The organism is Paenibacillus sp. FSL P4-0081 (genome assembly GCF_000758565.1).
GTDB lineage: Bacteria > Bacillota > Bacilli > Paenibacillales > Paenibacillaceae > Paenibacillus_AQ > Paenibacillus_AQ phytohabitans.
Genome location: NZ_CP009280.1, coordinates 2,427,520 through 2,450,410, shown reverse-complemented (window position 1 = coordinate 2,450,410; position 22,891 = coordinate 2,427,520). Strand labels below are relative to the sequence as shown.

General features: G+C 51.8%; 10 protein-coding genes. 8 read left to right on the top strand and 2 right to left on the bottom strand.

Annotation, left to right across the window (positions count from 1 at the left end; genetic code table 11):
- Nucleotides 1-395 precede the first annotated feature (395 nt).
- Nucleotides 396-2,144, top strand: a complete 1,749-nt coding sequence (locus P40081_RS10310; protein WP_042135243.1) for an alpha-glycosidase — start codon at nucleotides 396-398, stop codon at nucleotides 2,142-2,144.
- A 125-nt stretch (nucleotides 2,145-2,269) separates the two neighbouring features.
- Here P40081_RS10310 and P40081_RS10305 read toward each other — a convergent pair whose 3' ends face one another.
- Nucleotides 2,270-9,970 (bottom strand): pullulanase, encoded by a 7,701-nt coding sequence (locus P40081_RS10305; protein ID WP_042140933.1) that lies wholly within the window; start codon nucleotides 9,968-9,970, stop codon nucleotides 2,270-2,272.
- Between the two features lie 761 nt (nucleotides 9,971-10,731).
- Between P40081_RS10305 and P40081_RS10300 the strand changes: the two genes are divergently transcribed.
- The 7 genes from P40081_RS10300 (at nucleotide 10,732) to P40081_RS10270 (ending at nucleotide 21,015) form a co-directional block, all read left to right on the top strand.
- On the top strand, nucleotides 10,732-11,769 hold the full coding sequence (locus P40081_RS10300; RefSeq protein WP_039307469.1) for a LacI family DNA-binding transcriptional regulator: 1,038 nt from the start codon (nucleotides 10,732-10,734) through the stop codon (nucleotides 11,767-11,769).
- 914 nt (nucleotides 11,770-12,683) lie between these two features.
- Entirely contained in the window at nucleotides 12,684-13,346 is a 663-nt protein-coding gene (gene pgmB / locus P40081_RS10295) for a beta-phosphoglucomutase (protein WP_042135240.1), read from the top strand.
- 315 nt (nucleotides 13,347-13,661) lie between these two features.
- A complete protein-coding gene (locus P40081_RS10290; protein WP_042135238.1) occupies nucleotides 13,662-15,980 on the top strand; it encodes a glycoside hydrolase family 65 protein in 2,319 nt (772 codons plus the stop codon).
- A 326-nt stretch (nucleotides 15,981-16,306) separates the two neighbouring features.
- Complete coding sequence (locus tag P40081_RS10285; RefSeq protein ID WP_042135236.1) at nucleotides 16,307-17,992, top strand: glycoside hydrolase family 13 protein; 1,686 nt, start codon at nucleotides 16,307-16,309, stop codon at nucleotides 17,990-17,992.
- 150 nt (nucleotides 17,993-18,142) lie between these two features.
- Nucleotides 18,143-19,003: an AraC family transcriptional regulator gene (locus P40081_RS10280; RefSeq protein ID WP_179093424.1), complete on the top strand. Its 861-nt coding sequence runs from the start codon at nucleotides 18,143-18,145 to the stop codon at nucleotides 19,001-19,003.
- Between the two features lie 228 nt (nucleotides 19,004-19,231).
- On the top strand, nucleotides 19,232-20,077 hold the full coding sequence (locus tag P40081_RS10275) for a DegV family protein (RefSeq protein ID WP_042135233.1): 846 nt from the start codon (nucleotides 19,232-19,234) through the stop codon (nucleotides 20,075-20,077).
- Between the two features lie 137 nt (nucleotides 20,078-20,214).
- Nucleotides 20,215-21,015 carry a class I SAM-dependent methyltransferase gene (locus tag P40081_RS10270; protein ID WP_042135231.1) on the top strand — a complete coding sequence of 267 codons (801 nt, stop codon included), beginning with the start codon at nucleotides 20,215-20,217 and terminating at the stop codon, nucleotides 21,013-21,015.
- Between the two features lie 58 nt (nucleotides 21,016-21,073).
- On the opposite strand, the gene P40081_RS10265 is transcribed toward P40081_RS10270, so the two are convergent.
- Entirely contained in the window at nucleotides 21,074-22,753 is a 1,680-nt protein-coding gene (locus tag P40081_RS10265; protein ID WP_052421756.1) for an ATP-binding protein, read from the bottom strand.
- Nucleotides 22,754-22,891: the final 138 nt, after the last annotated feature.

The window sequence follows — 22,891 nt, the reverse complement described above, 5'->3', positions numbered from 1 at the left end:
TGTAATTTAATTTCCATATAATCTCATTTTCCAGGCTTTGGAAATCGGTTTCCTGCCTGTCGGTATTTGTGCAAATGTTTGTACAAACATATTGAACCTCAATTTATTCCATGCTATAATCCAAAACATTAAGAACGCCCCTGTTCTTCACATAATCCAAAGGCAATGTTACTTCAATTGGGTACAACCTCGGACAAGCTACCCGGCGCCGGTTGTGCCTGTTTGGTATGCGCAGAATCTGAATGATTAGTGCGATTGTGGCACAGCTGCTGTGCTAATCATGCACTTGCCAGATATAGGACTGTGTTTGTAAAATGCTTGCTTCCGGAGCCAGCGCTGGTTTGCCCGGTGTTATTCAGGGGTGTTTGGTTCACTAAACCTTAGGAGGAATTAGTATGTTGTTAGAAGCTGTGTATCATCGTCCGCGCCTCAATTGGTCTTATGCCTACGATCATGAAACGATCCACCTGCGTCTGCGTGCCAAGAAAGGGGATTTAACCGAGGTATTCGCCTGGGCCGGGGACAAGTACGCCTGGGACAACACCAAGGAGTTGATTCCTATGACTCTTTTCACTTCGGATGCGATGTTCGATTACTGGGAGTGCGAGTCCGTCCCCCTTTACCGCCGGTTGAAGTACGGCTTCCTGCTGCAAAAGGGCCATGAGCGCATCTGGATGACCGAAAGCGATTTCCAAACCGAACGTCCCGCCAATCCAAACCGGCTGTTTGAGTTCCCTTATATCAACCGCGGTGACGTGTTCATTCCTCCTGCGTGGGTGAAGGATGCTGTCTTCTATCAGATCTTCCCTGAACGTTTCGCGAACGGCGATTCCAGTCTGAATCCGGACAATGTACAGCCATGGGGCGGCACTCCTAAGCCTGACAACTTCTTCGGCGGTGATCTGCAGGGGGTCATTGACCATCTGGATCATCTTACTGAGCTGGGTATCACGGGCATCTATTTCACACCAATCTTCACAGCTACCACCAACCATAAATATGACACGGAAGACTACATGCAGGTTGATCCGCATTTCGGGGATGTGAAGACGCTGAAAAGGCTGGTCGACGCCTGCCATGAACGCGGTATCCGTGTGCTGCTTGACGCTGTATTCAATCATGCCGGACGTACCTTCGCCCCGTTCGTGGATGTGCTGGAGAAAGGGGAAGCCTCCGCTTATAAAGACTGGTTCCATGTCCGCGAGTTCCCGCTTCAGGTAGTGGATAACATTCCGAATTATGACGCTTTTGCCTTTGAGCCGCTGATGCCGAAGCTGAATACGGAGAATCCTGAGGTTAAGGAATATTTGCTGAAAGTCGCTGAGTATTGGATCCGGGAGGTCGGCATCGACGGCTGGCGCCTGGATGTGGCCAACGAGGTCGATCATGAATTCTGGCGCGACTTCCGCAAGGTGGTGAAGCGTGCGAATCCCGAGGCTTATATTCTAGGTGAGATCTGGCATGAATCCGCGCCATGGCTGGAAGGAGACAAGTTCGATGCAGTGATGAACTACCCGTTCACGGATGCGGTGCTCGACTTCTTCGTGTATGGCAAGCTCGATGCGGAGGGCTTCGCCAACTCCATCGGCAAACAGCTGTCGCGCTACCCGCTGCAGGCCAGCGAGGTTGCCTTCAACCTGCTGGACAGCCACGACACCCCCCGTTTGCTGACGCTCGCGGATGGGGACAAGAATAAGCTGAAGCTGGCTGCGCTGTTCCAGTTCACCTTCATGGGAACTCCCTGCATTTATTACGGGGATGAGATCGGCATGGATGGTGAAGGCGATCCGGACTGCCGCAAGTGCATGGAGTGGAATCCGGCGATGCAGGACCGCAGCCTGTTCAATTATTACCGCAAGCTGATCGAGATCCGCAGCAGCCATCCGGCACTGCGCACAGGAAGCTTCACGTTCCTGGAAGCCGGACCCGGGGGCACCAAGCTGGCTTATGAACGCAGCCTGGGCGATGATCTTATTCTCGTGCTGATCAATACTGAGGAGACCGCGCAGACCTTCCGGGCAGACGTACAGGAACGCTCCTGGAAGAACCTGTTCACCGGCGAACCGCTCCGTGCGGAACGCGGCAAGCTGTCGCTCAAGCTTCCGGCTTACGGTTATGCAGTACTGCAGGCTAATATGGCCTAGCCTCCGTCTCAGGAGCTCCATTCATTGGATTGAGTTATATTCCAGGCAAAGCAAACAGGGTATTCCGCAGCCGTTATGGCTTGCGGAATACCCTGTTTATGTTCTGATCTGATTCGTTGCGCGTGCTATTTGCCGAGCAGCTTGTAAATCACCTGCGCACTCTCTGCACGGGTTAACTGTCCTTGCGGCGCAAAGAGATGATGGTCTCTGCCTTGCACAAGTTTAAGCTCTACGGCAGCATTCACATAAGCATGTGCCCATTCACTGATACTGGAGGCATCCGCGAATAAGACCTGGCCTGTTGAGGATGCCAGAACCTTGCCCTGTTTGAACTCCAGAGCACGGATAATCATCACCGCCATTTCCTCACGGCTGATTGTAGCATCCGGGGCAAAGGCAGTGCTGCTGCGCCCGTTAACAATGCCTGATTTGACGGCAGCGGCTACATAAGAGGAGTACCAGGCATCCGCCCGGACATCAGCGAATAACACTCTCCCTTCCCCTGACAGTCCGAGTGCACGCATCAGCAATGCTGTAAACTCTGCACGCGTCACGTTTCTTGCAGGTTCAAATTCAGCAGCCGATACTCCTGTTGCCACCTGTTTGGCTGCAAGTGATTTAATGGCAGCAGAAGCCCAGTGGGTATCAGGCACATCCTTGAACACTGTATTTATCTGAAGTGCTGCATACTTGCTGAAATGTGTAACTGCAGCAGTAAGTGAACCATCCGCTGGTGCTGCGCCCCCAATATACTTCAGCTCACCGTTATCTCCCAGATAGAACACACCTGTCCAACCCTTAACCGGGTTGCCCTGAAGCTTAAGCGTCAAAGTAACCGGCTGCTTGAACGTTGTAACAGGCAGGCTGGTCCCGTCTTTTTTGATAATCTGCAGTTTAAGGTCGTATACCCCGGATGCAGCAGTAGCAGCCGTGTTCTCCTTACTGAATCTCTTGACTGCATCCTGCGCTGCAGCTTCGCTAAGCGGAGTCAGCTCCAGCAGGATATGTGAACTGTCCGCATCCGCACCTGTAACCATGGCCTGAATATCAGCCAGCACAGCATTCGGGATTGTAACGGACAGCCCCTCCGAGTGAATAACCAGCCCGTTATTCCCCAGCAGCTTAGCTGCCTGGACCGGCAGCAGCACGGAAGTCTTGCCCTGATCCAGACTGAGTTCTACTCTGCCATCCTTGCCATTTCGAAGATCCTGGTCACTTATAATCTGTGTACCTGCCGGAACTGCCGTTGGCCCTGGCGTTGGTGTTGGCTTTACCGTTGGCTTTACAACGGAACTAGTTTCGGATTCTGCCGCTGGTGTTGGCGTTGGTGTTGGTGTTGGTGTTGGTGTTGGTGTTGGTGTTGGCGGTACTACAACTGTCTCCGCCGCCAGAATCACCGTCCCCCCGTCATCTCTGCCCGGCAGATCAATCCTAATCTTCCGGTCAACCGATACCTTATACAGCTTACCGCTGTACTCATCTCTCACAGAAGACAAGGCCGCAAAAGGCACGGGAATCTCTGCACTCAGACCTTCCTTCTTCGTGTTGATTACCGTAACCACGTTATCGTTCCCGTATTGCTTGTTGAAGGCCAGATATCCCAGATCATCGGAGCCCGCAAGCTTGGTGCGGATACCTTTGGCATATAGCTGCGAATATTCCGCCCTAATGTTCAGCAGCTTCTGATAATGATCATGAAGTCCCTGCTCTGCAGTAAGCTGATCCCAAGGCATATCGCCCCGGTTTTCGCTGAACTCGCCGCTTGCCATATCCCCGGCATTTTTACCGGACCGGCCCAGCTCTTCCCCATAGTAAATCACCGGCTGGCCCTTGGCCGTGATCTGCAGCGCGGCAGCGATCTTGAGCTTACCCTTGTCCCCGTCCACGTAGTCTGTAAGGAAACCATCCTCATCGTGGCTGCTGAGGAATTGTGCCATCACCCCGGTATTGCTGATCTTCGCTTCGCGCTCCTGCAGATAAGCATCCACAGCATTAATGGTGCCGTCTGCGAACAGCTTGGCCTGATCATTAAAGCTAAAATCAAGCAAACCGTCCATTTGCCCGCTCTGCAGCATGCCGCCGTCATTATCGGCGGTTCCGCCGAAGTATTCGCCGACCATTTTGAAGCCCGGATCTATAGCCGTCAGCGCATTTTTAAATGCTTTCCAGGTTGCGCTCTCCACATGTTTGACCGTATCAACGCGGAAATAGTCGATTGTATCTCCCCGCTCTGTCCGGGCATTATCCAGCCAGCCTGTCTGCCAGGCAATGATCTGCTTGCGTACCGCAGGATCCTCCGTCTTGAAGTCCGGCAATCCGCTGAGCTCGCCTTTGATGACATCCGTATCGGCTTGAACGCCGTCCGTACGCAGCATTCCCGCAAAACGCGCTTTGTCCTCTGCAGCCACCTGCGGATTGACGTCATCCTCCTTCAACCCGTAGCCTGTATGATTAAGCACTACATCGACCATAATCTTGATGCCCTTGTCATGCGCCTTCTCGATCAGCTCCTTGAAGGTCTCCATGTCCCCAAGATGCTCATCAAGCTTAGTGAAATCCTTGGCCCAATACCCGTGATAAGCATATTGTTTGCCGCCAAAGCTTAACCCCTGGTTGAAATCAATATTGTCTACAACCGGCGTGATCCAGAGCGTGTTGATGCCCAGCTCCTGCAGATAATCAAGCTTGCCGATCATCCCCCTGAAATCGCCGCCATGATAGGCTTCAAGATGTGCCTTGTCCACATTCTCATTGTTGTCAGGGTCACCGTCCTTGAAGCGGTCGGTCAGTGCGAAATAGATCCGCGCCTCATCCCAGTCGAAATCAAGCTTGGAACCGCTGTAGGTTCTGGCTTTCACCTCGATTTCAGCAGACTGTCTGTGCAGATTGCCATACTGGTCTACAAGCACGATTGGAATGCTTTTGATACCCGCCGGCACGTTATCCTTCACTGCTACGGTCTGCTGCATAAGCTCTGTATCGAATTTGACCTTGGCTGGTCCTCCCAGAGCGGTAAGATCCAGATAAGCGTCTTTATAGGACACTTCCTCTGTGGAGACAGCCTTCACCGTTACTACAGCATTCTCATTGGAGGTTACAGCCGTCGGATTCACCGTTGCCGTAATGTTAACCTCCGGTTTGTGATAGTACAGGGAGGATTCTCCGCCCACCGTGTTGTGCGGGTCGCTGAACTCGCGGGTCACTCCGTCCTTAGTTACGATGAAGGTATACTTATAAATGCCTTCCTCCAGACCGCTCAGCCGGTAGCTGAACCATTCCTTGGCCGGATCATACTCCATCGGATATTCTTTGCCGTTCACCTTCACTTTAATGTCTGTTATCGCAGACACATCGCCGCCGCGGAACAGCTCGTCATCACGGTACAGGAAGGTTATGGCTTCATCCTGCATCAGCGGACCGCTGATGCCCGGAGTGATTTCCAGCTCTTTGACCATGCTGGTTACATGGACTTTGGTAAAGGCCTCTCCGGGAGTCAGAGCAATATAGCGGTCATCTGAAATATCCTGCTTATTGTCAGGCCACTCCAGACCTTTTATGAGAACAAAGCCTACCTGGGTTGCGTCTTTGCCTACTTCAATCAGAACCATCGAGCTTGCTGAATCTCCTGCGGGCTCGGGGAGCTTCACCTCACCGTCTGTTGCCCCGGTATACCACAGCCATACACTCCAATCCTTATAAATCCTGTCTTCCCGGGTGTAAGTGAACTGCACATACCGTTTGGTTTCTACTGGCGGGCTGGTTACTTCTACAGTCACATTCGCGGACACGCCGCCATAGGTAATGGTAAGGATCGCTGTTCCAGCCTTAATCCCCTTCACCAGCCCTTTGCTTGTCACTGTGGCTACTTCCGGTTTATCGGATACATACAGCGCTTTGGCGGTCACTTTGCTTGAAGTGCCATCCGCATATTTGGCCGTGACCACAGTCTGATGCGCGGCCCCTTCCTTCAGCGAATAGCTGGCCTGGTCAGTCTCCAGCAGAGACACTACTGCTGCGGCTGCATCCTTGCGGATAATTACAGATGTGAGCGGGTCGAGGGTGATGGAATCCGCCGTCAGGCTGAATCCGCTCTGGTCCGCAGCAGAAATCGCATCGGTCCCGGCTTCGTCATTGTCGGCAAGCACAGTACCGTCACTCAAATTCTCCGGCAAAGAAAGTGTTCTTGTCTTGCTGTCACCGTTCATGAAGACATAATAGATCCCGGTTCCATCCGTTGCCTTGCTTGTATAACCGATCACCAGATCATCCTTCTGCATTTCAGGTGACTCGATAAGCTTGACATTGGAATTCACGAGACTGATGTCGCCCAGCCGGAAAGCGTTGGTAGACTTTCTGAGCTTAATCAGCCCGGCCGTGTATTCTCTGGTCGCATTCTGCACCGGAAAGTTCACTTCATCCGTTGCTGCGGCCCAGTCGAAAGCATTGACCGCATCCGACGAATCGTAGGAATCGTTGATGAAATAACTGACCGATTGATCAGCCGCATCGCGGACTTCGGTATATTTCTGCTCGGGAATCCCCGTAGCCAACCATTGCTTGGTACGCCCGTACTCCTGACCCGCTTGCAGGAATGCGGTACCCTGCGAAGTCAGCAGCAGCATATTCCCGAGCCTGATCCGCTTCTGGATCTCCAGCTCATTCGCCGCGTTCTGCGGATTCTTGTGAAGGGCCAGGGCAATGACATCATGGAGCGTCAGATTATCATGCGCTTCAATGTATTGCACGATATCTCCCGGATCATCTGCCGGAATATTGGAAGGCTGCGCTTTGATATTGTTCAAGATCGTCGTCAAGGGGCGCGCTCCGCCCGTAATGAACCGCGGATCTCCTTCGGAGCCGTACCCGGATTTCAGCTCATTGCGGAATTCATCGGAGAATACGCCGACACTGTCCGTCTTATCCATCCATTTCTGATCAGCAGCCTTGCCTTTGAGGGATGGATCCGAAGCCTCGCCCCCGAAGGTAATCCAGCCCTCCCCGATGAACAGCGCCTTAGGATTAATGGCAGCCGCTGCGTCATAAGCAGCCTGTACCGCATCTGCTGTGGCATCGCCCATCATGTCCCACCGCATCCCGTCGATTTTGTACTCCTGGAACCAGTATTTTACGGAATCGACCATCAGCTTCTCGGCCATCTTATGGCTGGTTGCCAGATTGTTGCCGAAGCCGCCGATGAAGTTGCCCGCCGGGTCCTGGAAGGCATAATAATTAGGCACGATGTCATTCAGTAATTCTTTTTTGGCCATATGGGTGTACACAACATCAAGAATGACGCCCATCCCGGCTTCATGCACCGCATCGATCAAGCCTTTCAGCTCTTTGATCCGCTCTTCCGGATCTGCCGGATTGCGGGAATACGCCCCGTCCGGAGAGAAATAGCTGTGCGGATCATAACCCCAGTTATATTCATTGCCTTGAGCGGAATAGTCCAGCTCCCTGTCTTCCATCCCGGTCTCGTCCCCGTAATACCAGGCCATCACCGGAAGCAGCTGAATGTGGGTGACACCCAGGGATTTGATATAATCCAGCTTCGACTCAAAAGCCGCATAAGACCCCCAGCGTTCCCCGCCGAGACTCGACTGGATAGCCGGATCGGAGGTGAAATCCCTGATATGCGCCTCATAGATAATGGCGTCCTCACGATCCTCATAGCCGGCAATGTCTGCAGCCTGGAAGCCCTCGGGATCCGTAGCGCTTAAATCCACAATGGCTGCCTTGCCCACCGTATCACCGCCTGCACCTGCCTCTCCCGCCGTATTCACGGTGAATACAGCCATGGATTTGGCATAGGGATCAAGCACCTGCTTAGTTACTCCCTCATTGGTCACTTCATACTGGTAATAGAAGTCTCTGACATCCTCTGCGCCGGGTGCACCGGTCAGATCAGCAGGAGTCAGCTCCGCCGTCCAGACTCCTTTGTCACCCAGAGTCAGTCCGGCGCGGCCTACGGTGAGATTAGCGTCAGCTTTATCGTAGACCACCGCAGTTACTGAGCTCGCTTTCGGTGCCCAAAGCTTCAGGGTTGCCGACTTGCCGGCCTTATGGTACGTGGCCCCGAGATCGTCACCTGTGTAATTATATAGCTCATCCATCATTCTCCAGCCGGCGGAAGCGGATACAGTTTTGCCTGCATACGTTACACTCAGCGGGATTTTCTTCAGATCAAATGCACCGGTAGTCACTTCAACCGAAGTTGCGCCAGTAACCGCCACACCTGTAACAGGAACAGAGGCTCCTTCCGAGTCCTTTATAGAAATGGCTGTTTTTAAAGCATCCGCCGTGAGCCCGTCCGTTAACGTAAACTCGAGCCATAGTTTGCTTGCGGACAATATATCTGCGGATAACAGCCCAACCGGTGTCTCGCCAAAAGGTGAAGTATAGACGTTCGGGTCATTCTCCTTCACCCACAGCTGATTGTAACGGTCCAGAAAAGCGAAGCTTTTGTTCTCATTGCCCGCCGGACCGTCTTTGTCTCCGTTTGCAGGCTTCATAACGATGAAACTGATAGCCTTGGCATTCTCCTTCAGCGGAATATCCGCATAGGCTCCGAAGGAATCCCTGTGTTCGGGCGCAAAAGGAGTTGCGTCTTTGGGCCACACATTAGACGGCGTCACAACATCATCCCACAGCCACAGGCCGTATTGGCTCTGATTGTTGTCGGAACGCATGTAATGAATCCGCACTGTATTCGCCGGAAGCTCCACCGGTTCATAAGGGGTTACTTTATTCGAGCCTTCCGTGATCCAGACTTCATTGGTCTGCGGAGTACTGATGATGCTGGTCTTGTCCCCGTCCTCCATTTCCTTAACCCCGGTAGTCCGGTTTACCACGAGGAACGAGATCGTCTTCGCCCCATCCTTCACAGGCAGATCGACATAAGCGCCGTAGGCATCGGTTTGTCCATCAGGGAAAGGAACGGCATCCTTAGGCCAATTCACGGACGGCGATACAACATCGCCCCATGTCCATAAAGCCTGACCGGCATAATCACCGGCAGCACGGTGGTAATGAACTCTTATATGTCCGGCAGGAACAGGCACGGCCGTACCCGGTTCAGAAGGAACCGTGTAATGGGCAGACACACTGTTGTCCTGCGTTTTATACTTGAATGTTACAGGTAATGCGGAGGGAAGCTTAAGCTCCTGCGCCGTATCCGGATAGGAGACTCCACCCGATGGGTCAGCGCCCGGAAGATAAATCTGGTACGTATAACTGCCGGCAGGAAGTAAGGCCATCTGCTCATAGACCCCGTCGAAGTCAGGATCGGTTAACAGTGTACGGGCATCTGCCGGGGAATCATTGTGCTCATCTCCAAGCGCAGTCTGCAGACTGCCGGTCACCCGGGGTAAACGGTCCGCAGGCACCGGTGAATAATACGTGGAATCTGCAATCGCTTTGGTAATGTCATTATAATAAAAGGTTACACTTGTCTCCTCACTTAATGTAATCTGAATGTTGCCGTCAGCATCTGTCCCGGCGGGATTAGTGTAGCTGCCATATCCGTAGTTTTCCGTCCACGCACCGTTAAGAGCCACTTTATATTGATAGGTCCCCTGCGGCAGCATGCCGGTGAAGGTGTACAGACCCTCCCCCCTGTAAGTCATTTGGGTTACGGTCGATTTCTCGTTCCAGTCCGCCGTTTCAGCAGGGTCCAGCCCTGTGAACTTACTCTGCAGGTCACCAACCAGCACAACCTTTGTCGTTTCTGCGCTGACTCTGGGCAGGTTTATGCCAAAGCCCGAGCATACAAGAGCGATAACCATCAAGATTGCAAAAGCCTTTTTTATCCGTAAAGCAAATTCCATTCCGTCAATCCCCCCATGAATGTTATGAACTTCAACCGCATGAACGGCAGAATCCCAATCTCCGGTTGCAGGATGTCTGCTGTAAAGATGGCTTGTCAGGCCCAACCGACCCCGATCCTCCTTGTCAAATTCCAAAATCGTGCCATCACGCCCTCAATTCGCCCTTCCCATTGTGCAAACGTTTGCAATCATTTGTGCACAAACCTTTATCCATTGACTCAGGGCAGCGACATAAATATTCTGCATAAACCCGGACTTTGTAAACGCTTGCTTCATTTCGATTTCATACTAATCCGCCGGTAAAGTTATTGTCAACTAGTAATTTTCCAGAATATTCTCAAATATTTGCTTATAGTTGCACAATAATTAAGTCATTAATTGCATTAATTTGCACACTTCATATTCATCCACATGCTTTCGTTAATAACAAAAAGGCTGAGAAAGTCTAAATAAATCCTTATTTTATAAAGGAATATTGAAAATAAATTAGATATATCATCATCTGCATCAATCTAACAACGTTTGCACAGTTTTGGTGCAATGTCCGGGATGCCTCCAAACTGCCTCCCCCCACGGAAACCACTCCATTCATAAACATCCAGTGAATCCCTGTGGAAAGCTTGTGGCCTGCGCAGAAAAAATGTTCATTTCATCACTTTCTATGCCAGTATTGTGCAACACACCGGGTTTATCTATTTACAATCATCAGCACTTCGATTAATATTACTGTGTAAAGCAAACGGTTCCATAAGGAGGTTTCTATGACAGTTACCATTAAGGACGTGGCCAAGAAAGCGGGAGTTTCTCCCTCCACGGTCTCCCGGGTGTTGTCAGGCCATCCCAGAATCAGCCTAGAAACTTCCCGTAAGGTTAAAGTGATTATGGAGGAAATGGGCTACACCCCGAACATGATGGCCAAAAGTCTCGTTTCCAAGACAACCAACAGTATTTGCATCATTCTTCCGAAACCGGCTGAAGAGCTGTTCTCCAATTTGTTTTTTATGGAATTAATCCGCGGGATCGTCACCCAGTCCAGCCGTTCCGGCTATGATGTGCTGATCAGCTCCGGGGCAAATGAGAAGGAAGAGCTTGAAGCCGTCTCACGCTTGCTCAAAGGACGCCGCGTGGACGGCGTTATTCTGCTGTATTCCCGTAAAGATGATGCGGTGATCGATTTTCTGGAATCAGGCGGCTATCCCTTCGTGCTGGTTGGACGAAGCGACCGCTATGAGGATATATTGTCAGTCGACAATGATAATATCATGGCTGCTTATGATGCAACGAACCACCTTATTTCCATGGGTCATGAACGCATTGGCTTCGTCAGCGGCCCGCCGAATCTTATCGTTTCGCGCGACCGTCTGGAAGGCTACCGTAAGGCAATGCAGAATAAAGGTCTTGAAATGAAGGCGGAATGGATTGTCGAAGGCGAGTTTCTGCAGGACAGCGGCTACCGGGCGATGTCCTTCTTCATGAATCTCCCGAACCGTCCGACGGCACTTGTTGCGGTGGATGATATGGTCTCTTTCGGGGTATTGCGCGGACTGAATGAGCTGAAATACAAGGTCCCTGAGGATCTGGCGATTGTCAGCTTTAACAATATTCCGCTCTCGGAATTGTCCAGCCCGCCAATCAGCAGTATTGATATCGGAATCTATCATCTGGGCTATACGGCCTCACAGGTGCTGATTCAGAGTATTCAGAAGCCGGATAATCATGACGGATATACTAACCGTTTTGTCATTCCCCACCGTTTAATCGTACGGGAGTCATCGATGTATACTCCGGGTAAGCAGTGATTTCACACGCAGCAATGATGCACAAGCAGCAATGATTTTACATGCAGATAAATGAAGCTAATTACGCTTCATTTATTTTTTGGAGCTTTGTACAAACGTTTGCGCTAAATAGAATCGCACCACATTTGGATAGGATTTTCCGCCCTAGCCAAGCTTTAGCCCACGCCGGGAGCGCTGAGGGTGTTTCGCAGATGGATTGTTGTACGTGGTACAACATTTCCGCAATTTAACCAACTTTTCTTTTGGGTTGTTGTACGTAGTACAACATTTCTGCCAGCCGGAGGCGCTCGGCCGAGGATTGTTGTACGTAGTGCAACATTTCCGCCCACCAGGGGCGTTTCGCTGACGAATTGTTGTACTTTATGCAACATTTCCGCCCAACTGGAGTGTTTCGCTGACGAATTGTTGTATCTGGTGCAACATTTCCGCTATTTAACCAACTTTTCTTTTGGATTGTTGTACGTGGTACAACAATTCTGCCAGCCGTAGGCGCTCAGCCGAGGATTGTTGTACTTTATGCAACACTTCCGCCCAACTGGAGCGTTTCGCTGACGAATTGTTGTATCTGGTGCAGCATTTCCGCAATTTAACCAACTTTTCTTTTGAATTGTTGTACGTGGTACAACAATTCTGCCAGCCGTAGGCGCTCAGCCGAGGATTGTTGTACTTTATGCAACACTTCCGCCCAACTGGAGCGTTTCGCTGACGAATTGTTGTATCTGGTGCAGCATTTCCGCAATTTAACCAACTTTTCTTTTGAATTGTTGTACGTGGTACAACAATTCTGCCAGCCGTAGGCGCTCCACCGATGATTGTTGTACGTAGTGCAGCATTCCCACCCATTTATTGTGACGCGCCCATTCGGCGCGATTCTCAAAATAGATTATATCCACTTACATTTTAGGAGGTTCATTATGTCAGAAATCAAAGCTTGCCTGTTCGATCTGGACGGTGTACTCGTCGACACCGCCAGATACCACTATATTGCCTGGAGAGAGCTGGCGGAGGAGCTCGGATTCGTCTTCACCGAACACGATAATGAGCGGCTCAAAGGCGTCAGCCGGGCCGCTTCCCTGAATATCCTGCTGGAGATCGGCGGTATCGAGCCTGGAGAAGATGAGAAAGCAAGACTAGCCGAGCAGAAGAACAACCGCTATGTCGAATACATCGCCAAGATGGACAGCTCAGAGATTCTGCCCGGCGCGCTGGACTTCCTGAAGGAATGCCGGGAACACGGCATCAAGGTAGCCCTGGGCTCCGCCAGCAAGAATGCGATGACCATCCTGAACAATACCGGCCTTACCCCCTACTTCGATGCGATCATTGACGGCACGCACACCAGCGCAGCCAAACCTGATCCGGAGGTCTTCCTGCTGGGAGCACAGGCAGTCAATATCGCTCCTGAACACTGCGTAGTCTTCGAGGATGCTGAAGCCGGCATCCTGGCCGCCACCCGTGCCGGCATGCGCAGCGTCGGCATCGGTTCGCCCGAGACGCTGGGCGCAGCGAATCTGGTGGTCCCTTCGTTGCAGCAGATCAGCGTTGCCGCACTAAGGGAATCTTTTGCCTCTGTTTGACGAATATTAACAGCTGCTGCGTAATATGATTCCTTGTCTTCTGCCCTACTCTTTATAAAAGAACTGAAAATGGTCATTAAAATTATGGGGATGAAGCCGCGGAGCGGAAGTTTGGAACTGTAGGAGCGTTAGCGTCCGCCTTTATAATCAGATTTCATCAGCTGAATATCGCTTACTAATAGAGAAATCTGATTATAACAGCGGCCGGAAGTCCAAACATTCCGCGCAGTGGCGACGGAGGCACCGTAATTTTAGTACAACAGGTTTAGTTCATTTTATATACCTCATTCCCCCATCTAAAAGGAGCCAATAACAATGAAACAATACCTCAAAATTGATGAATGGTCCATCATCGAAGAATCCTTTGATCCGCAGACCCAGGAAATTTCCGAAAGCGTATTTAGCATCGGGAACGGGTACATGGGCGGCAGAGCCAACTTCGAAGAACAATACAGCGGGCACAGCCTGCAAGGCAGCTACATGGCTGGTGTATACTACCCTGACAAGACACGGGTCGGCTGGTGGAAAAACGGCTATCCGGAGTATTTTGCCAAAGTCCTCAACAGCACCAACTGGATCGGCATCAACGTTGAAGTTGACGGCATTCCGCTCGATTTGGCAGCCTGCACAGTCAGCGAATTCCGCCGTGTACTTAATATGAAGGAAGGCACTCTCTCCCGCAGCTTCACAGCCACGACCGCAGACGGCAAAGAAGTGAAAGTGGAGAGCATCCGCATCGTCAGCATGGTCCGCCATGAGATTGGCGCGATCCGCTACTCCATCCAGCCGCTCAATTTCTCCGGTGAGATTACCGTGACTCCTTATCTGGATGGCGATATCAAGAACAAGGATTCCAACTACGACGAGAAGTTCTGGAACGAGGTCGAGAAGAAAGCGGAACCGGCGGGCGGACACCTCACCCTGAAGACCAAAAAGCTTGATTTTCACGTAACCTCAGCCTATGTCTATGACATTCTGGTCAACGGCGAACCAACAGCCGCAGAAGCAGAATCTATCGAGCAGGAGAAATATGTAGGCAGCAAAGTAACGATTCCGGTACAGTCCGGCGATCAGGTGGTTATTTATAAGTATGCCGCCAATGTCACCTCCCGCAATTACGGGCTGGGCCAGCTGGTAGACGCCGCACGGACCGCCTTGCAGAGTGCGCGTGAAGCCGGATTTGTAGCGCTTTTGACCGAACAGGCTGCGGCTTGGGGCGATAAGTGGAAGGAAAGCGACATTATTATTGAGGGTGACGTGTCGGCGCAGCAGGCAATCCGGTTTAATATTTTCCAGCTGAATCAGACCTATACGGGCGAAGATGACCGTCTCAATATCGGACCGAAGGGCTTCACCGGGGAAAAATACGGCGGCAGCACTTACTGGGATACGGAAGCTTATTGTGTGCCTTTCTATCTCAGTACCGCCGACTCCTCGATTGCCCGCAATCTGCTGATCTACCGTTACAAGCATCTGGAGAAAGCCAAAGAGAATGCCCTAAAGCTCGGTTACAAAAAAGGCGCACTCTACCCGATGGTGACGATGAATGGTGAGGAGTGCCATAACGAGTGGGAGATTACGTTTGAAGAAATTCACCGCAACGGCGCGATTGCTTACGCAATTTACAACTATGTGAACTATACCGGCGACAAGGCTTATCTCGGCCAATACGGGCTTGAGGTGCTGGTAGAGATCTCCCGCTTCTGGGAAGAACGCGTGCACTATGTGCCGCATAAGGACAAATATGTAATGCTCGGTGTAACCGGCCCGAATGAATACGAGAACAATGTCAACAATAACTGGTATACGAACCGGATTGCCGCCTGGACCATGGAATATACCCTGGAAGCGTTGGCGTACCTGCAAGAGAATGAAGGCACACGTTATGCAGAGCTGGCCGACAAGCTGGAGCTGCTGGAGAGCGAAACGGCGCAGTGGAACGAGATTATCGCCAAAATGTACTACCCGGCTGATGAAGAACGCGGCATCTTCCTGCAACAGGATGGCTTCCTCGACAAGGAGATTATCCAGGTGAAGGATGTGCTGCCGGAAAACCTGCCGCTGAACCAGAAATGGTCCTGGGACCGCATCCTGCGCTCCTGCTTCATTAAACAGGCGGATGTGCTGCAAGGGCTCTACTTCCTGGGAGACCGCTATGATCTGGATACCAAAAAGCGCAACTTCGACTTCTATGAGCCGATCACCGTGCACGAGTCCTCCCTCTCCCCTTGTATCCATGCCATTCTGGCCTGCGAGCTGGGCTACAAAGAGAAGGCTTATGAGATGTATCTGCGCACTTCGCGGCTGGATCTCGATAATTACAATAATGATACGGAAGACGGCTGCCATACGACCAGCATGGCGGGTACATGGATGTCAATCGTACACGGCTTCGGAGGACTCCGGGTGCTGGGCGACCGGCTGACCCTGAACCCTTCCAACCCGGGACACTGGACCTCTTATTCGTTCAAAATCATGTTCCGCGGTTCCCGTCTGAAGGTCACAGTTACCGATGTACAGGTTACGGTTAGTAATGAAACCGATGTTCCGGCATCCCTCACGATTCATGGCAAGGAGTATACGGTGAACGGACTGAGCAGTGTGACTGCTGACGGCTCTTCGGTAACTGTGTAGTCTCTGTCTCCCCAGCCCCGGAGGCATTAAGCTTCTTCGGGGCTTTTTTTATAAGTTGAACTTGTGAAGACAATAAAAAGATGAAAGTAACGGAGGGGAATTTCGGAACTGTAGGAGCGGTAGCGTCCGCCTGAAAGCTTTCCGTAGGAAAGCTCGCTTCGGAAGCATGTGCTGTCACCGGATTTCTACCGCGATCAGCGGTTTAATCAGGAAATCTGGGGACAACAGCGGCCGGAAGTCCGAAAATCACCGCAGTAACGGCCAACATCAGCATTGGAGTATCTCTAGGTCAAATTCTAAATAAAATCTCAAAGGAGCCCACCCAAATGAATAGAGCCTTTTGGAAAGAAGCCGTAGTCTATCAGATCTATCCCCGCAGCTTCCAGGACAGCAATGGAGACGGAATCGGGGACCTGCAGGGGATCATCTCCCGGCTGGATTATCTCCAGAAGCTGGGCGTCGATGTCGTCTGGCTGTCGCCGGTCTACAAATCACCGAACGATGACAATGGTTATGATATCAGCAACTACGAGGATATTATGGATGAATTCGGTACGCTGCAGGACTGGGAGGAGCTGCTGGCCGGACTGCATGCACGCGGCATCAAGCTGATGATGGATCTTGTGATTAACCACTCCTCGGACGAGCATGCCTGGTTCGCGGAATCCCGCGCCTCCAAGGATAACCCCTGCCGCGATTATTATATCTGGCGTCCCGCCGGACCGGATGGCGCGCTGCCGAACAACTGGAGCTCCATCTTCAGCGGACCGGCCTGGGAGAAGGATGAGGCGACGGGCGAATATTATCTGCATCTGTTCTCGCGCAAGCAGCCGGATCTGAACTGGGAGAATCCGGAGCTGCGGGAAGCGCTCTATAAAATGATTGCTTTTTGGCTGGACAAAGGTGTAGACGGGCTGCGGATGGATGTCATCAACATGATCTCCAAAGTAGAAGGGCTCCCTTCCGCACACCATGAGGGCCTGGCTCCCGGTGAGCTGGCCGGTGGCGGAGAGTATTATATGAATGGACCGCGGGTTCATGAGTATCTCCAGGAAATGAATCGTGAAGTTCTCTCCAAATATAATGTAATGACCGTCGGCGAGACGCCGGGAGCAACTGTAGAAGACGCCATTCTCTATACTGACGAAGATCGGCATGAGCTGCAGATGGTGTTCCAGTTCGAGCATATGGATGTCGACTCCGGCCCGGGCGGCAAGTGGAATGTGGTTCCGTGGACACTGAAGGGGCTGCGCGATATTTTGCACAAATGGCAGGTAGGCTTGGCGGACAAAGGCTGGAACAGCCTCTATCTCAATAACCACGATCAGCCGCGGATGGTCTCCCGGTTCGGGGATGACGGCAAATACCGTGTGATTTCGGCCAAAATGCTCGCTACCCTGCTGCACACGCTCAAAGGTACACCTTATATCTACCAGGGTGAGGAAATCGGCATGACCAACGTGAAATTCCCTGTGCTGGAGGACTACAAGGATATAGAGATTCTCAATATGTACCGGGAAAAGGTTACGGAAGGCGGCGGAGATCATGAGACGGTTCTTCAGTCGATTCACACCAAAGGCCGCGATAATGCCCGTACCCCCATGCAATGGGACGCCTCAACGAATGCCGGTTTCACCGCTGGCACACCTTGGCTCAAGCTCAATCCGCGCTACACAGAGATCAATGTGGAACAGGCGCTGGCCGATCCTGACTCGGTATTCTACTATTATCAGCGGCTGATTAGCCTGCGCAAGCAGCATCTGATCATGGTGTATGGTGAATATGAGCTGCTTTTGCCGGAGCATGAATATATCTACGCGTACACCCGGACACTGGGCGGTGAGAAATGGCTGGTGCTGCTGAACTTCTGTGACACACCGCAGACTGTAGAGCTGCCTGACGAGCTGAACGCCGTAACCGAAACGATTATTGGTAACTATCCGGAGGAGCCGGCGCCCATGGACCGCAGTACGCTGCGTCCGTATGAAGCGAGAGTCTGCCGGTTAGGCTAGTTTTGCCGGAAGCTGACAAACCCCTTGAAATATGACATCATAGGATCATAGACTGTAGGCCGTTGACTGTACCTGTCTCAGATGAGCAGAGAATAACAGGACCAGCCCGTAGGCCGCGTGATAATATGAACTTAAAGGGAGATGGCAAACTTGGAATGGCTGATCCGAATGAAGAATGCGCTGGATTATATGGAGAGCAGAATGACCGGACCGCTGCGGATCGAAGAGATTGCCGCAGTGGCATATGTCTCCCCTTTCCACTTCCAGCGCATGTTCAGCATGCTGACCGGCGTCACCGTAGCAGACTATATCCGCAAACGCAGATTGACTCTGGCCGCTCAAGAGCTGGCCATTTCAAACATCCGGGTGCTGGATGTCGCACTGAAATACGGATATGACTCCCCGGAGTCATTCGCCAAAGCGTTCCGCAAAGCGCATGGGCTTACCCCCTCTGCCGCGCGCGAACCCGGGGTACAGCTCAAAGCCTTCCCGCGCCTCTCTTTCCATCTGTCATTGAAGGGAGATCAGGAAATGGATTACAAAATCGTGAATAAAGAAGCTTTTACCGTTATCGGCAAATCAATGGAGGTTACCTGCAAGGACGGGGAGAATTTCCGCAGAATTCCGCAGTTCTGGAATGAATGCAATGAAGACGGCACATCAGATAAGCTGATTGAGTTCGGCTTACGCGAAGAATGGCTCGGCATCTGTATGAATATGAATATGGAGACGGAAATGCTGTCTTATTGGATCGGAGTTGAAGCAGACGCGTCCACTGACCCGCAGGCGTATGAGACTACAGTGGTTCCGGCTGCGACCTGGGCGGTATTCAAATCCGTAGGAGCTATGCCTGATGCAATTCAAGGGGTCTGGCAGCGCATTTTCCAGGAATGGTTCCCGGGAACGGGCTACGAGCATACAGGCGGACCCGAATTTGAGCTGTATCCGCCAGGCGATACATCAGCAGAGGATTATGTCTGCGAAATATGGATTCCTGTAATGAAGAAATAATTGTTCAGGCTGTACCGGAAACGGCTTCGTTGTCCCTACAAGGACGATGAGGCCGTTTTTGCATGTGCGGAGGCTTAGTTGAGATCGGCTACTGAAGAAGCGGTATCCCCGCAAACCTCACAAGCTAGCATTTTTTATTTTGAGATTCCAGGTAGGCTTGGTATAATAAACAGATTATAGGGTCTTAATATAGTGTATTGTCATCCAAGATTGGTGAAGGAGATATTCATGTCTATCGTAAAAATCTTTTCAGACAGCACTTCCGATTTGCCGCAAGGCTGGAAGGAAACGTATGATATCGGCATTGTCCCGTTATATGTAGTTTTTGAAGACGGCACCTTCAAGGATGGTGTAGAGATTACACCCGAAGAAGTGTACCGCCGTGTCGCCGCAAATGGTGCATTGCCCAAGACGGCAGCCCCTTCCCCGGCTGATTTCATTGCCGCTTTTCAGCCGGTCGTGAGCGCTGGCGGAGATATCGTCTATATCAGTCTTTCTTCTTCTTTATCCTCTACATATCAGAATGCCCTGCTGGCCGCAGGCGAGTTCCCTGAAGGCCGGGTACATGTTGTGGATTCCCGGACGTTATGCGGCGGGATCGCCTTGCTGGTCATGAAAGCCGCCCGCGCCGCAGCCAAAGGCCACAGTGCGGCCGACATCGCCGCTATGATCGAAGCCTCCCGTGAACGGGTGGAATCCGAGTTTGTCGTCGATACGCTGGATTACTTATATATGGGCGGACGCTGCTCAGGCATGCAGAACTTTATCGGCAGCCTGCTGAAGATCCGGCCTGTACTGCGGCTGGTGGACGGGGCGATTGTACCCGTTGCCAGAATCCGCGGCAAGAAGGAAAAGGCTGTAGAACAGATGCTTCAGCACGCACTTGCGAATGCAGCCGGCATGGACAAGGAGCTGCTCATTGTTGCCCATACCCTTGCTGAAGAGGATGCCCGGTATCTGGAGAAGGCACTGCGAGAGCAGACAGGTGTGGATGAAATTGCCGTAATCCATGCCGGCTGCGTGATCGGCAGCCACTGCGGGCCTGCTACAGTGGGTCTCATGTATATGCACTAGAATAATTAAGCTCTACCTTAGACGAATCTTTATCTGCAGCTAATGCAGATAAGGATTCGTTTTTAGTTGTTGCATAGTAAAAAAAGTATAGTAAAATCAGAAAGCAGCAATTTCCATTTTTATCAAGGAGGCATTATATGCAGGAGCAGATGGCACGTGCGAATAAGACGGCTTGGGAAACGAAAGCATATCAGGCCTGGATACAGCACCATGGATCACCTGAGGAGCTTGCCGGGCGGTTGAAGCAGGATCCAAGGCACCCGTTGCGGCATTGGCTGAAGTACATAGGCAACCCGGCAGGATTGAAGGTACTGAACCTGCTCGGTTCTCACGGAATGAAGGCGATTTGTTTCGCTTTGCTGGGTGCTGAGGTGACTGTCGTGGATATATCCGAAGAGAACCGGCTGTATGCCAGAGAAGTAGCGGCAGCGGCGGGTGTTAAGCTGAACTACATCTGTGCAGATGTCTTAAATATCCCCGGTGAGGAAGCTCTGGGAAGCTTCGACGTTGTCCTGATGGAGTTCGGGATTTTGCATTACTTTACGGATTTAAATGCTATTTTTTCTGTGGTCAGCAGAAGGTTAACGGCAAACGGCCGGCTCATGCTGACGGATTTCCACCCGTTCGCCAGGGCATGGATGACAACCCGGAATCTTCAGCATCCTACGGGTAATTATTTTGACGATACACTCAAGGAAGGTGAGGTTGCCTTTGCCAAGCTGCTTCCCGAAGAGGAACGGTCCGGATTAGCACAAGTGGTGACGCGGGGCTGGACTGTGGGCGATATTATCACTTCAGTAGCCTCTCAGGGGCTATATATCCGTACCTTTGAAGAAATCAGGAGTCCAGGGGACCCGAGATTCCCTGAATTCTACACGCTGATTGCGGATCATATTGAGGGGCAGCTGAACCCGCTATATCCTGGAACATCAGGCTAGCAAGCCGGCCGCAAAAACAAACAGCAAGTCTCCTCCCGGAGGCTTGCTGTTTGTTAGGTTAAGCCTGTTCAACTCCCGCTTCCGCTTCAACCTCTTCCTTCACAAAAGGAAGCATGAACCGGAAGATCGATCCCCGGTTCTCTTCGCTCTCCACGAAGATCGTTCCGCCCATCAGCTCTACCAGCTGCTTGCAGATCGCAAGCCCTAGTCCGGTGCCGCCATATTTACGGTTAATGGACGGATGCAGCTGGGAGAAGGACTGGAACAGCAGGTTCAGCTTGCTGTCAGCAATACCTACCCCTGTATCACGGACAGAGAACTCCAGCAGGTATTCCGGCGAGGCCGGCAGCGGAATATTCTTCACCGACAGAGTCACGCTGCCCTGATCGGTGAATTTCAGCGCGTTGCCGACCAGATTGACGATAATCTGCCGCAAGCGGCTGGGATCGGTCGTGACAATATCCGGCACGCTGGTATCCGCCCACCAGCGCAGGGCGAGCTTCTTCTCCTCCGCCTTGGGAGTGAACAGATCAATGATGCCCTCCAGCATCTCACGCAGATCAAATCTCTCCGATTGCAGCGGCATTTTGCCGGCTTCCATCTTGCTGAAATCGAGAATATCATTGAGGATCTGCAGCAGACTGTAGCTGCTGCTGCGCAGAATCTCGGCATAGCTGCGCTGCTCTTCCTCCAGGTTGGTTTCCAGCAGAAGATCAGCCATCCCGATCATGCCGTTCATCGGGGTGCGGATCTCATGGCTCATCATCGCCAGGAAATCAGACTTGGCCTGTGCAGCCTGCTCAGCTGATTCCTTGGCCCGGAGAATCTCCCGTTCGTTCGTAATATCACTGAAGGAGACGACCACACCGCAGATCATGCCTTTATCCAGCAGCGGGGCAATCCGGTAGTTCACGAAGAAGCTGGTCCCGTCCTTGCGCCAGAAGATTTCATCCGCCTTGCTGCGGGTAACGCCATCTTGAATGGTGAGCCGGATGGGACATTCCAGCGGTGAATGCCGGGCTGCACTCCCGCGGATATAGTGAATCATTTCCATCATCGGCAGTCCGGCCAGCTCTGAAGGCTCATAGCCCAGCATTTCGGCCCCTTCACGGTTGATGAAGATCGTCCGGCCCAGCGTGTCCAGTCCGAAGATTCCCGCCGAGACGGAATTGAGAATCAGACTAAGCCGTCTATCCTCCGCCATCTCAAAAATAAACTCTGAAACCGGCAGTTCCTCCTCTGTCAGCAATTCCTCGTCCGTCAGGGGAGGGAAGTCCGCGCACTCAAGTCCAATGCGTTCAGCACCGGCAGATTCCTGTCTGCTCATGCGTTCCCAGCTTTGCAGCAGCAGAGAGAGCGGCCGGTTCCCGGTATCATGAATGATGGCAAATACACCGGCAATGCCTTCATCTGTATGAAGCGGCACATACCTTACAGAAACTGCATTACCCCCGGAATTCCCTGCTTTTACTCCGCTTTCTTCATCCGCTTCCACCATTAACCCGAAGCTGGATGTAATACCGGCCAGAGCAGATGCGAAATAGCCCTCGCCGGGAGGATGCATCCGGCATTCGATCAGCCTGGCTGCATCCTCTGCACTTAAGGTCCGGTTGCTGTCGGCATAACGCCCCTGTCTGTCCAGCACGATAATGAGATCCGGATGATGATCGAACAACGCTCTATAAGCACTTTCTTCAGAAAGTGCCCGGCCCAGGATAGAAGCCCAATCTTTATGCATGGCCCACCTCCTCTGCTGCTTCATTCCTGCTATATTATAGGACCGTAGATTGCGGAGAAACTCTGATTATGTAGAAATCTCTGAATTATTTACTATTATAACAAAAAAACCGCTATAGGTCGCCACAAAAACGCCGGA

Coding starts and splice junctions, on each gene's coding strand:
- P40081_RS10310 (WP_042135243.1), top strand. CDS start 396: ATGTTGTTAGAAGCTGTGTATCATCGTCCGCGCCTCAATTGGTCTTAT.
- P40081_RS10305 (WP_042140933.1), bottom strand. CDS start 9,970: ATGGAATTTGCTTTACGGATAAAAAAGGCTTTTGCAATCTTGATGGTT.
- P40081_RS10300 (WP_039307469.1), top strand. CDS start 10,732: ATGACAGTTACCATTAAGGACGTGGCCAAGAAAGCGGGAGTTTCTCCC.
- pgmB (WP_042135240.1), top strand. CDS start 12,684: ATGTCAGAAATCAAAGCTTGCCTGTTCGATCTGGACGGTGTACTCGTC.
- P40081_RS10290 (WP_042135238.1), top strand. CDS start 13,662: ATGAAACAATACCTCAAAATTGATGAATGGTCCATCATCGAAGAATCC.
- P40081_RS10285 (WP_042135236.1), top strand. CDS start 16,307: ATGAATAGAGCCTTTTGGAAAGAAGCCGTAGTCTATCAGATCTATCCC.
- P40081_RS10275 (WP_042135233.1), top strand. CDS start 19,232: ATGTCTATCGTAAAAATCTTTTCAGACAGCACTTCCGATTTGCCGCAA.
- P40081_RS10270 (WP_042135231.1), top strand. CDS start 20,215: ATGCAGGAGCAGATGGCACGTGCGAATAAGACGGCTTGGGAAACGAAA.
- P40081_RS10265 (WP_052421756.1), bottom strand. CDS start 22,753: ATGCATAAAGATTGGGCTTCTATCCTGGGCCGGGCACTTTCTGAAGAA.